We start from the raw sequence: 11,816 nt of genomic DNA, 5'->3' as shown, positions 1-11,816 counted from the left end.
GCCCGAAGTCAAAGTGTCGCGATAAGCGCATCCTTCTCGTCCACGGTCATCGCAATGATGCCCTTGCGCCGGGGATTGGCGAACGCCTCGAGCCTGGTCCGCTTCACCTTGCCGTTTCGGGTAACGAAGAACACGTACTGATCCTTCTTGAACTCGCGCACCGCAACGTAGGACGTCAGCACCTCATTCTTATCCATCTCGACCAGATTGGCAATCGAACGGCCGCGCGAGGCATGCGAACCCTCGGGCAGCTCATAGACCTTCTGCCAGTAGCACCGTCCCCGGTCGGTGAAGAACATCATATAGTCGTGGGTTGAAGCAATGAACAGCCCCTCAACAAAATCTTCCTCTGCGACCGCAACCCCGGTGCGGCCCTGGCCGCCCCGGCCCTGGCGCCGATAAACGCTCACCGGCATCCGCTTGATATAGCCTCGATGAGTGACTGTGACCGCCATGTCCTCTTCCTCAATCAGGTCCTCGATTGACAGCTCCTCGACCTGTCCTCGGACAATTTCGGTCCGCCGTTCGTCCGCGTACTTCTTTTTCAACTCAAGCAGTTCGGTTCGGATCTGGCCCATCATCATCGCTCGGGATTCCAGCAAGCTCTTGAGCCGGGCGATTTCCTGAATCAGCGTCTTGTACTCCTCGTCAATCTTCGTCCGCTCAAGACTTGTCAGCCGGGCAAGCTTCATCTCAAGAATCGCATCGGCCTGGCGTTCGCTAAGTTTGAATCTCTTCACCAAACCAGCCCGTGCGCTCTCGGTATCCTTTGACTGCTTGATCAGCTCGACGACCGCGTCAATATTCTTGAGCGCAATCTTCAGACCCTCGAGAATGTGAGCCCGCTCCTCGGCCCGGCCAAGCTCGAACCTGGTCCGGCGCGTGACCGTCTCCAGCCGGAAGGCAAGGAAATTCTCAAGCATCTCCTTCAGATTCATCACCTTCGGCTGGCCGTTAACAAGCGCAAGCAATATCACCCCGAACGTGGACTGCATATCGGTATACTTATAGAGCTGATTCAGAATCAGCTCCATTGGCGTGTCGCGCTTCAGGTCCAGCACGATTCTCATTCCGTCCCGGTCCGACTCATCACGCAGGTCGGCGACGCCCTGGATTTTCTTCTCCCGCACCAGTTGCGCGATGCGCTCAATCAACGAAGTCTTATTTACCTGATACGGAATCTCGGTAATCACCATCCGGTCCCGGCCGGCCTTGACCTCCTCGAACTTCACCTTGCCGCGCAGGACAAGTTTGCCCCGGCCGGTCTCGTATGCCTCCCTGATGCCGGACAAGCCGACGACGGTAGCGCCAGTTGGAAAATCCGGGCCCTTGACATACTTCAGGAGCTCCTTCGGTTCCAGCTTCGGCTCATCAATCAACGCCACCAGCGCATCAATCACCTCACCAAGATTATGCGGCGGGATATTGGTCGCCATGCCGACGGCAATACCTGACGCGCCGTTAGCCAGCAAGTTCGGGAAAGCGGCCGGCAGCACCTCCGGCTCCTTGAGCCGCTCATCGAAGTTCGGTCGAAACTCGACCGTTTCCTTATCCAGGTCTCCCAGCAGCTCAACGGCAAGCGGTGCGAGCCGTGCTTCGGTATAGCGGTACGCGGCCGGTGCGTCGCCGTCAATTGAACCGAAGTTGCCCTGGCCCGCGACAAGCGGATAGCGCAGCGAGAAATCCTGAGCCATCCGCACCATTGCGTCGTAAACCGCGATGTCGCCGTGCGGATGGTACTTTCCAAGCACGTCACCAACGACCGAGGCCGACTTACGGAATGGCCGATTCGGCCCTAGCCCCATCTCATGCATAGTGAAAAGAATCCGGCGCTGGACTGGCTTCAGACCATCGCGCACGTCCGGAATTGCCCGGGCGACGATCACCGACATTGCGTAGTCCAGAAAGGACCGACGCATCTCATCCTCGATATAGACCGGGACTATGTTGCCGTCATTTGCCATCGGCGCTCAACTATATCCAGTCACACTCACCTGTCAACGAAGACTCAGCGCAAAGTGCGGCGGGAGGGTTTGATCCCTCCCGCCGGTAAGAACCGGGACTGCCTAGCCCTGGCGCAGCTTGTTCTTGTTGATGTAGGCCCAGAGGCCCTTCATCAGTTCGAACCACTTGATATCGGGCTTTGCGCCGTAGATGGCCTTGAGTGCCGGGTCGGTCTTCACCCGCATTGCCGCCAGGCCCTTGCCCGGACCCTTGAAGCGCAGTTTCTTCTTATCGGCGTATGCTATCAGACCCTTCATCAGCTCGGTTGGCTTCAGTTCCTTCTTCGGTCCAAACACGGCCTGCAGGTTCGCGTCCGCCTTGATTCTGATTGCGGCGAGACCCTTCTTAGCTGGCATGCTACCTCCTTTGGGTTAGGTTCCTTGTGGGTTGCCGGCTCTCCTGTGGGCAGCCGGCCGGACTGGTTCTTCCAGTCCTTTTTCTCGGCACGGAATGCCGCGCCATCGCGACGAGACTAGCGGAAACTCAGCCAATGTCAATATCAACTTGACACTCAACCTTGCCCCGACCAAGCGGGAAAATGCCGAGGGGGGGATTTGAACCCCCACGGAGTTACCCACTAACTCCTGAGGCTAGCGCGTCTGCCATTTCCGCCACCTCGGCATGCACTCCTGTCATTCCTACGGCCCAAAGCATACCGGCAAAGTCAAAAGTGTCAATGCCCCCGCACCTACTGCCCGACGATTCCTTGACTGAACAACGACCGACCCTATAATTCGCCGTGCACCCTCTGGACAGTATCCGTGCGCGCCTCGGCCTGCAAATTCTGTTCGACTTCAAAGACATCGGCGATGCCATCCGCTTTGCATCCCGGCACGGATTCGGTGCGCTTGAACTGAACCTCGGCAACATCCGCTTCGGCCAGCAACTCGCCAGCCGGCGTGAAAGGCGCCGGATTGCGGCCCTGGCCCTTGACCACGGGATAGTACTAGCGTTCCACGCACTCGAAGGCCCGTCTTTTTTCATTCCGAGCCGCCGCGCCTTTCAAGCCACGGTCAGCGAGTTGAAGCAAACTCTGGACTACGCGGCCGACGTTGGTGCAAGAAACGTTGTCATGCACCTCGGGTTCGACATGCACTACGGCATAGACGGCGGCAACCGCTACACCCATGAAGAGTTCCCGGAATACTTCGTGTCGGCAATGCACGAAGGCCTGACCCAGCTCAAGGCCTACGCCCGCGACCGCAGCCGCCTGTGCGTTGAGAACGTCGGTGGGTTCCGCTACGGACCCGCGGCAAAGGTTCTGCCGCAACTGCTCGGCGGCAGCCTTGGCCTCTGCTACGACGTCGGGCACACAAACATCCTGCCTGCAAACAAACGTCGGCACGAACTTGCGTTCTTCCGGCGCTTCCGTCAGCACATCCATCATACGCACATCCACGACAACAATGGTGTGCGGGACGAACACCATGCTCTGGGCAAAGGAAGCATGGATTTCCTGCGTATCTTCAGGTTTCTCCTGAACACTGACGCTCTTTTGGTATTCGAGGTCAGGCCAAAGGAAGCCGCGCTCCGAAGCCTTGACTACTTCAACCGGAAAGTAGCGCCGAACCTGTGACCGCGTGAATGCCCTCGTGACCGGTGCAAACGGTTTTGTCGGTTCGCACATGTGCGAACTGCTTCTGGCTCGCGGTCACGCCGTGCGGGCTCTGGTCCGCGAAACAAGCGACCTGGTCTGGCTTGAAGGCATGGACCTTGATTTTGCCTATGGCGACATGCGCCAGCCGGAAACTTTCGCTGCCGCAGTCCAGGATGCCGACTGGGTCTTTCACACCGCTGCGACCGTGCGGCCCAAAAACCCCGAAGACTTCGAGCGAGTAAACTGCGAAGGCACGCGGCTTCTGGCCGAGGCGTGCATCTCAGCCAAAGTCAAAGGGCTCGTATTCTTCTCAAGCGCGGCTGCGGCCGGCCCGGCTTCAGGCCCGCAGCAGCCCAGAACCGAAACCGAAAACCCTGCACCGGTCAGCCGGTACGGCCAGAGCAAACTCAAGGCCGAGCAGGCACTCGCCAGCCTGGCCGGAAGACTGCACTCGGTGATACTCCGCTTCCCTGCGGTCTATGGTCCGCGGGACAAAGACAGCCTCATGCTAATCCGTATTCTCAAAATCGGGGTGCGACCGGACTTCGGCGGCACCTTCTCGGTTGTCTATGTCCGGGATGCAGTAAGGGCCGCACTCATCGGTGCCGAGGCCGACGTTGCCTCCGGCTCGGTGTACTTTATCTCCGATGGCCGCGCCCACGACTACGACGAACTTGGCCGGCTGGCTGGCCAGTTGCTCGGCCGCCGGACGGTCAGACTCAAAGTCCCAGACTGGGCGGTCCGGTCCGCGGCCGCGGTCAGCGAATGGCTCAACCGCGAAGGCTCGATTCTCAATCGCGACAAAGCAAGAGAACTTATCCAGGAATGCTGGGTCTGCAGTCCGGACAAGGCAAAGCAGGAACTCGGCTTCGAACCGGAATATGACCTTAGCCGCGGTCTGGAACTGACGCTCCGATGGTACCAGGACCAAGGCTGGCTCTAGAAACACAGGCTAATGCGTAAGGAGTGGACTAACTCCGCAAGAAACTTGGAGCGGGAAACAAATGAAAACCAGTGAAGTACTGGCTGGGCTTGAGCAGGAGTGCCGTGGACTCGGCGTGAAACTCTATTATGACGACCTACAAAGTGAAGGTGGGCTGTGCCGGCTCCGCGATTCCTACTATCTCATCATCAACCGTCGGACATCAGCCGAGACCAAAATCAGAATCATCCGGCATGCCCTAGCTGAAATCAGGAGAAATGCGGCCGAGTCTAGCCCTGGTCTGACTACAGAAGCTGCCCGGCCCGAACCCACCCAGGTGCCCGGCCTCGGGCAGTAACAAGAACGCTACCTCCGCTCCCCGATCTGTTCCAGAAGCCGGCAAGCCTCTGGCCGGTCGTCGAGTACGAAATCCGCCGGATAGGTTGGATTCTCCGTTGCCAAGAGCAGATTGAGCTGGTCCCGTGCCTGTTGCCACTTCTTCTGCCGGATGTAAACCTTGGCCAAGTCGAGCCTGAGCAAAGTGTAGTTCGGGTCGTGCTTCAATCCCCTGAGCAGGTACTCCTCGGACTTGGCAAGGTTGCCGCCCGCAATACCGGGCAGCTCATAGTAGAGCACCCCAAGCGCATCGTACGCAGTCGGGTAAGTTGAATCCAGCTCCAGCACCCGAAGAAAGCTCGTCCTCAATGACGGAACCATGAACAGCGAGTTCATCACGCCCCTGGTCTGACCGATGCGTCCCTGGGCAACTGCCCACCACATCCAGCCATCCGGGTTACTCGGATTTACGACCTTTAGCGTTTCGGCAATCGAACGGGCACGCTCATAGAGCCGAATCTTCTCGGCCTGGGCCTTGGTGTTATCGCCCTTCTGGACATGAACGCGCGACCATAGGTACAGACCGCGCTCGTGCCCAGGTTCGAGTTGCCGTCCCTTGGCAACAAGCGCATATGCCGAGTCAAGATACCCCGGGCCCAGATGCCGGTTGAAAAAAAGATACGCGGCCCGGTTGAACAGCGAATCTGCCGTGCCGGCCGATGCCCGCGAAACCAGAAGGAGTAAGAACGCTGTCAGCACGCCGATCATCCTTCTGCTCCGCGCTTCCGTGCCTGGTATTCCAGCTACCACCCTCGGTGCTCCCTCATTTCCGGCTCAGCGCTCCGCATACATCCGGCTAATCTCATCACGAAAAGCCTCCACAATCCGGGCCCTTCGAGTCTTCAGCGTCGGGGTCAGAAATCCGTTCTCGACCGTGAACGGCTCCGGGACTAGCCGGAACGCCCGGACCTGTTCGTACGGTGCGAAGTTGGCAAGCGCCTTGGTGATTTCCTCCTCGAACAGCCGCCTGACCTCAGAATGACCTAAAAGTTCTGTAAGACTATCGTACTTGATGCCCTTGGTGCGGGCATAGTCCTCGAGTGCGAGCCGCGTCGGCACGATGAGTGCGGTCAGGTACGGCCGCCGGTCACCGATGACAACCGCCTGCTCAACATACTCAGAACTGCACAACGCCTGCTCGATTGGCACCGGTGCGATGTTCTTGCCGTAGGAATTGACAACAAGCTCCTTGAGCCGGCCGCAGATAACAAGATTACCCGAATCATCGAACCGGCCCTGGTCACCAGTGTGAAACCAGCCCTCTGTGTCAATGACCTTTGCGGTTTCCTCCGGTTTGTTCAGATAACCCTTCATCACGTTCGGCCCGCGCACAAGGACTTCACCATCCTTTCCGATTCTGACCTCGACCCCGGGAAAAGGCTTGCCAACCGTGCCGACTCGTTCCTCGCCCGGTACCGCCGCACACACAACCGGTGCGGTCTCGGTAAGGCCATAACCCTCAAGCAGATTGAAACCAAGGTTGCGGATGATACGGGCCAGCCGGCGTTCAAGCGGTGCACCACCCGAAACCATCAGCCGGATCCGGCCGCCGCCCAGCTTCTTTAGCTTACGCACAACCAGAAGGCCGAACAGCCAGCGCTTGAACGCGAGCCAGTACGAAGGTCGCTGGCGCTTTGCTGCCAGTCGGGCACAACGGTTATAGGTCCGCAGGGTCGCAATCATCATCATCCGGGAAAGCGCCGGCCCGGTCCGGACCTTCTCGGCCACGGCGTTGTAAACCTTCTCCAGCACCCTGGGCACGGTAATCAGCAGGGTCGGTCTGACTTGCTGGATGTCCTGGCGGACAGTATCAAGCGACTCAGCATAGGCCACGGTCGCACCGGCCAGCAGCATACAGTAGTATCCGCAGGTGCGCTCGAACATGTGACAGAGCGGCAGAAAAGACAGAAGCACGTCGCGCTCACTGATGCTGAACCGGCTGATTGCCGCCTCGACGTTCGACAGAATGTTACGATTGGTCAGCATCGCACCCTTGGGTTCACCGGTCGTGCCTGAGGTATAGACCACTGTCACAACGTCGTCCGGACTGGACTGATGCGGCTGACCGGACGCCGGGTTCTTGACCAGTGCCATTGCGCCGGTGCGGCGCAGTGACTCGAACGAAAATATCTCCCTGCCGGCCCGACTCTCGACACTCGGCATCTGGTACTGCGCGCCTGCGTCCTCGAACAACGTGATGATTTCCCTAAGACTCGGAACGTCCGCCATGACCTGCACAACATTGGCCAGAAACTCCGGCTTCTCGACAACAAGATGACTTACCTCGGCATCGTTCAGGATGTATCGCACGCTGTCAGCCGGCAGCGTGTGGTAAACCGGAACAACGATTGCGCCCAGCTTCATTGCCGCCAGGTCGGCCACGACCCATTCTGGCCGATTGTAGGAATAGATACCGACTCTCGTACCCGGCCTGACCCCCTTTTCCGCCAGACCAGCAGCAACCTCATCAACCATCCGGTCGAGGGCGGCAAAACTGATGCCCTCATAAACGGTACCGACCTTGTGCAGCAATGCCGTCCGGTCGGCGTGCCGTTCTGCAACCAAGCGGAACGACTCATAGACCGTATCAGCCATCACCCTACCCTGCCACACTTCCAGCCCGGCCGTCCTGGGACCCTAACCGTATGCGGCAGCTCTGTCGTCGCATCATTCCTTGCACTTCAGATAACTCTGACTCAAGATAGCCGGCTCGCCGGACAAGTCAAGACCAGCCTCTGCTTGTTGACACGCGTGATAATTTCCCTTATTGTCCTTGGTAGCGAAACTACCCATGATACCGGACACCCTCAGTCTGAACGGAGGCCGCCATGAAGCGCTTTGACATCCTGCTCGATACCAGCCCGCCGCGGAGCGCCTATGCCGACGGCGACCGCCTTGAAAGAGAAGAGAACGAATGGGTTATCTACCGTAAGGACCAGGTCATCGGCCGATTCCGGGTGGACCGCGTGCTCGGCATCACGATGGCTGAAATCGAAGAACGACCCTAAGCCGGTTGCTGACCAGAGTTTTCCGATTCAAAAACAGTAGCCAGATGAAAACTGAGAACTAGGCCCGGCCAAACAATCGCTTCAGACGGAGCCAGATAACAAGGAAGAAAGCCCGGCGGATAATGCGCCGGTCCATCTTCGAGGTGCCGGCCCGGCGCTCGGTGAAGACAATCGGTGTTTCCTTGATGCGCAGTCCCTTGCGCCAGATGGCAAAGTCAATCTCAATCTGAAACCCGTACCCGTCCTCCTTCAAGGAATCAAGGTCAATTGCCTCAAGCGTGCTCCGGCGGTAGCCCTTGAAACCTGCGGTCAGGTCTCGAATCGGACACCCGGTCACCTTCCGGGCATACATGCACGCGCCGTAGGACAGGAGCAGCCGCTTCATCGGCCAGTTCACCACCGACACGCCGTTACAATAGCGCGACCCGATGACAAGGTCGTACTCCTGAAGCAGCGCAATCATCTCGGGCAGCTTTTCGGGCGGATGAGAAAAATCCGCGTCCATCTCAAAACAGTAATCGTAGCCGTGTTCAAGCGCGTACTTGAACCCGGCAACGTACGCTGTGCCCAGGCCCAGCTTACCTGACCGACGCAGAAGGTGTACCTTCGCATTGTCCCGGGTCATCTGCTCCACCAAATCGCCGGTTCCGTCCGGTGAATTATCGTCCACAACCAACACCTCGAGTTCGGAAGACTGGGCAAGGATTGCCGGCACGATGCGCCGGATGTTGTCCGCTTCGTTATAGGTCGGTAAGATGACAAGCCCGCGCGGCACGGCCAATGATATTCACTGACTGTGAAGTGTCAATCAGAAGCAGAGGGAAAACGGCCGATTGACAACCGCAGGTTCTAGCCTAATATCCCTGCGTGGATTGCGGCCGCATCTGGGCTGAGATAAACCTCGACGCCCTCAACCACAACCTGGAACAGGTGAAGCGATTCACCCCGGGCCGCCGGCTCATGGTCGCGGTCAAAGCCGATGCGTACGGTCACGGTCTTCGAGAAGTTGCCCGTGAACTTGCCAGCAAAGTGGACGCCTTTGGTGTGGCCGGAGTCGAAGAAGGAATCAGTCTGCGCCAAACCGGGATTACGAATGCCATCCTCGTACTCTCACCTGCTCCCTACGCCGAGATTCCCGAAATCATTGAATACCGGCTCACACCTTCAGTCACCGAGCGCGAGTTTGCCCGCCTGCTCTCGAAGGAAGCACTGCACCGGCGCACCGAGGTCAGCGTCCACATTGAAGTTGACACCGGCATGGGCCGCACCGGCGTATCGGTCCAGGAAGCCTTCAGCTTCATTCCCGATGTTGCTGCCTTGCCTGGGCTTCATCTTGAAGGCGTGTTCACACACTTCCCGGCTGCTGATACCGACATTCTGTTCACTGAGACCCAGGTCGGCGAGTATCTCCGCCTTCTCGCCGAACTGGAGCAGAAAGGATTCGGCCCGCTCATCCGCCACGCCGCCAACTCGGCCGGACTCCTGAACGTCCCTGAGTCCCACCTGGACATGGTCCGGCCCGGACTTCTGATCTACGGCATCCTGCCTGAGAGCTACCACACCGGCCAGCGCAGCGCCAGCCTCGAGCTATTGCCGGTGATGAGCCTGCGTGCAAGAATCGTCAACCTGCGCAGTATGCCAGCTGGAACCTCGGTCAGTTACGACCGCCGATTCTTCACGCGTCGCGACTCCCGCATTGCGGTCATCACCGCCGGTTACGGCGACGGTTATCCTTACTCGCTGACAAACCGCGGGCAGGCGATTGTGGCCGGCCAGCGGGCACCGGTCATTGGCAATGTCTGCATGGACCTGACCATGCTTGACGTCACTGACATTCCAGACTGCGCTATCGGCGACACTGTGACACTGCTTGGCTCGGCCGCCGGCGGTTCGATAACGGCCAACGAAGTCGCAAACTGGGCCGGTACCATTCCCTACGAAATCATCTGCGGCGTCAGCCCGCGCGTTCCCCGGGTGTACGTCCGGAACGGCCAGGTCACGATGGTAAAGAACCTTCTGAACAACCATGGAAAAGAATAACGCTACGACTGGAAGCTCGCTTACCGACCTTATCTGGAGTCTGTCAGCCGCAACCCTGACCTATCTCGGCCGCGGCATAGCACCGGGTCAGGACAAACCCGAAGTCAACCTGAAGTATGCTCGACACACTATCGCCACGCTGGAAATGCTCAAGCAAAAGACCGAGGGAAACAGGACCGGGGACGAATCAAGACTCCTCGATGAAATGCTCTACGAACTGCGCCTGGCCTATGTCAAGACTGAAGAAGAGCAAGAACAGACGACGGACAAACCGCCCGAACCCGGCCCGGCCTAGGTTGCCTGCACGATAGTAACTATGCTGAGTATCAAGCGGCTTCTACTGCTCGTCGGAACCGCTGTTTATCTTCGCTGCGGCGGCACCGCCGGCAACAAGCCGGCCCTTCCGGCTCCACCGACCTCACCGGGAACCGAATCCGCGACCGCGCACTCAAAGCTCGTCGCCCCGGACCTTCCAACCATTGACCGCCTGTTCCCCGGGGCCGTGCAAACAAAGGAGTTCACCGATCCTTTCCCCTATCTCGGCATCTATGACTCATGTGGTATCCTGCTTGGATTTCAGGCCGAATCCAACCATGCCGGTACAACCGAATCCGGATTCTCCGGACCGGTTCCGGTCCGCGTTTTCCTTGACACTCTTGCCCGCGTACTCAGCTTCCAGGTCCTGGCCAACGACGAGACCCCGGCCTATCTCAGACTTGCCTGCGACAGCCTAGCCGGCCGGCTCACTCATTACCGGCCCGGCGGAAAAGGAAATGTTGACGCCGTATCACTTGCCACCCTTTCTTCACGTGCCATCATCGCCGGCGTTACCGGCATCGCTGACCGCATCGCAAAGGAAGTAGTTCCGGCCCGACTCAAAGGTGATTGACATTGCCGCTGCCGCATCTAGAATCTCTTGTTCAGACACGCCCTGCCTTTGGAGAAAACGCTCCTGCTCATAAAGCCGGACGCGGTGCAGCAGCACCGAACCGGCGAGATACTGCGCCGGCTCGAACAAGCCGGCTTTGTCATTGTCGGCCTGAAGATGCGCAGGCTGACCCGGCCCGAGGCTGAGGAGTTCTATGCCATTCACAAAGGGAAAGACTTCTTTCCCGGACTCGTCGAGTTCATGAGTTCTGGTCCAGTGGTGGCGGTTGCACTCCAGGGTCCGGGCTGTCGCAAACGACTGCGGGAATTCATCGGTGCTACCGACCCGGCCCGGGCTGCTCCTGGCACAATCCGGGCCGACTTTGGCACATCGGTGCGCACAAACGCGGTCCACGCATCAAATCCAGAAGAAGACACCGAACGGGAACTGAGACTCATGTTCCCGGAACTAACAAGCTGAGGAGGTAGTGTGAAAAAGACCCTTCTGTTCGCTCTCATCCCGCTGCTGGCTCTGGCCGGCACGATAACAAGGACCATCCGGTTCGACGCCCGGGACCTGCGCATTGAGCAGGCCAACGGCTATGACGTCGTCCAGATGGCAGACTTCATCACCACCCTGGAACCGGGCAAGCCGATGATGCCGGCCGCGGTCTTCAACGTGGTGATACCGGCAACCGCGACCGTAACCGACATCCGGGTGACACCGCTCGAACCCGAAGAAATCCCCGGCAACTGGCGGATTCACCCGGTCCAGACCCCGGTGCCGGTATCATCCCGGACCCAGCCGCCATTCGTGCCGCCTGACCCGGCGACCTATTCAAGCTCAGAACCTTACCCGGCCGAGCTTGTCCAGTGGTCCCGGACCGGCACCAAGTCCGAATTCCGCATCTGCGGCTTTATCCTGCACCCGCTTGTGTACATCCCGGCCCAGGGAAAACTGACCCTATATCGAAAGATGAAG

Annotated in this window: 14 protein-coding genes and 1 tRNA gene; 9 read left to right on the top strand and 6 right to left on the bottom strand. The window is 58.8% G+C overall.

The genetic code is table 11. The features are described from left to right. Window positions 1-8: 8 nt before the first annotated feature. The 3 genes from gyrA to ABIL25_08405 form a co-directional block, all read right to left on the bottom strand. Complete coding sequence (gyrA, locus tag ABIL25_08415; protein ID MEO0082298.1) at window positions 9-1,964, bottom strand: DNA gyrase subunit A; 1,956 nt, start codon at window positions 1,962-1,964, stop codon at window positions 9-11. Between the two features lie 102 nt (window positions 1,965-2,066). Further along, window positions 2,067-2,360: a hypothetical protein gene (locus ABIL25_08410; GenBank protein MEO0082297.1), complete on the bottom strand. Its 294-nt coding sequence runs from the start codon at window positions 2,358-2,360 to the stop codon at window positions 2,067-2,069. A gap of 183 nt (window positions 2,361-2,543) precedes the next feature. After that, window positions 2,544-2,625, bottom strand: a tRNA-Leu gene (locus ABIL25_08405). Window positions 2,626-2,743: 118 nt separating this feature from the next. On the opposite strand from ABIL25_08405, the gene ABIL25_08400 reads away from it, so the two are divergent. The 3 genes from ABIL25_08400 to ABIL25_08390 all read left to right on the top strand — a co-directional run bounded on the left by ABIL25_08400 (window position 2,744) and on the right by ABIL25_08390 (window position 4,881). After that, window positions 2,744-3,580 carry a sugar phosphate isomerase/epimerase gene (locus tag ABIL25_08400; GenBank protein MEO0082296.1) on the top strand — a complete coding sequence of 279 codons (837 nt, stop codon included), beginning with the start codon at window positions 2,744-2,746 and terminating at the stop codon, window positions 3,578-3,580. A gap of 4 nt (window positions 3,581-3,584) precedes the next feature. Then, a complete protein-coding gene (locus ABIL25_08395; GenBank protein ID MEO0082295.1) occupies window positions 3,585-4,544 on the top strand; it encodes an NAD-dependent epimerase/dehydratase family protein in 960 nt (319 codons plus the stop codon). Window positions 4,545-4,605: 61 nt separating this feature from the next. Then, window positions 4,606-4,881 (top strand): hypothetical protein, encoded by a 276-nt coding sequence (locus tag ABIL25_08390; protein ID MEO0082294.1) that lies wholly within the window; start codon window positions 4,606-4,608, stop codon window positions 4,879-4,881. Window positions 4,882-4,889: 8 nt separating this feature from the next. Here ABIL25_08390 and ABIL25_08385 read toward each other — a convergent pair whose 3' ends face one another. Together ABIL25_08385 and ABIL25_08380 are read right to left on the bottom strand one after the other, a co-directional pair. Beyond that, on the bottom strand, window positions 4,890-5,627 hold the full coding sequence (locus ABIL25_08385) for a tetratricopeptide repeat protein (protein ID MEO0082293.1): 738 nt from the start codon (window positions 5,625-5,627) through the stop codon (window positions 4,890-4,892). Between the two features lie 66 nt (window positions 5,628-5,693). Next, on the bottom strand, window positions 5,694-7,532 hold the full coding sequence (locus ABIL25_08380) for a long-chain fatty acid--CoA ligase (protein ID MEO0082292.1): 1,839 nt from the start codon (window positions 7,530-7,532) through the stop codon (window positions 5,694-5,696). A 215-nt stretch (window positions 7,533-7,747) separates the two neighbouring features. Between ABIL25_08380 and ABIL25_08375 the strand changes: the two genes are divergently transcribed. Next, window positions 7,748-7,927 (top strand): hypothetical protein, encoded by a 180-nt coding sequence (locus tag ABIL25_08375; protein ID MEO0082291.1) that lies wholly within the window; start codon window positions 7,748-7,750, stop codon window positions 7,925-7,927. A gap of 58 nt (window positions 7,928-7,985) precedes the next feature. Here the strand turns inward: ABIL25_08375 and ABIL25_08370 are convergent, their stop codons facing one another. Beyond that, on the bottom strand, window positions 7,986-8,702 hold the full coding sequence (locus ABIL25_08370) for a polyprenol monophosphomannose synthase (GenBank protein MEO0082290.1): 717 nt from the start codon (window positions 8,700-8,702) through the stop codon (window positions 7,986-7,988). Window positions 8,703-8,794: 92 nt separating this feature from the next. Between ABIL25_08370 and alr the strand changes: the two genes are divergently transcribed. The 5 genes from alr to ABIL25_08345 form a co-directional block, all read left to right on the top strand. After that, the gene (gene alr, locus ABIL25_08365) at window positions 8,795-9,967 is read left to right on the top strand and encodes an alanine racemase (GenBank protein MEO0082289.1); all 1,173 of its coding nucleotides are present in this window, start codon (window positions 8,795-8,797) and stop codon (window positions 9,965-9,967) included. Beyond that, window positions 9,954-10,262: a DUF1844 domain-containing protein gene (locus tag ABIL25_08360; GenBank protein MEO0082288.1), complete on the top strand. Its 309-nt coding sequence runs from the start codon at window positions 9,954-9,956 to the stop codon at window positions 10,260-10,262. Before alr ends, ABIL25_08360 begins: the two co-directional genes overlap by 14 nt. Before the next feature lie 21 nt (window positions 10,263-10,283). Beyond that, a complete protein-coding gene (locus tag ABIL25_08355) occupies window positions 10,284-10,856 on the top strand; it encodes an FMN-binding protein (GenBank protein ID MEO0082287.1) in 573 nt (190 codons plus the stop codon). A gap of 27 nt (window positions 10,857-10,883) precedes the next feature. Beyond that, window positions 10,884-11,315 carry a nucleoside-diphosphate kinase gene (gene ndk, locus ABIL25_08350; GenBank protein MEO0082286.1) on the top strand — a complete coding sequence of 144 codons (432 nt, stop codon included), beginning with the start codon at window positions 10,884-10,886 and terminating at the stop codon, window positions 11,313-11,315. A gap of 9 nt (window positions 11,316-11,324) precedes the next feature. Beyond that, window positions 11,325-11,816 (top strand): C25 family peptidase propeptide domain-containing protein (locus ABIL25_08345; protein MEO0082285.1); only part of this gene is annotated, 492 nt, incomplete at its 3' end.

The sequence above is a fragment of the candidate division WOR-3 bacterium genome, from assembly GCA_039801365.1.
Taxonomy (GTDB): domain Bacteria; phylum Hydrothermota; class Tepidihabitantia; order Tepidihabitantales; family Tepidihabitantaceae; genus JBDRUN01.
The sequence above is the reverse complement of the archived record's forward strand: the minus strand, read 5'-3'. Positions and strand labels throughout refer to the sequence as shown.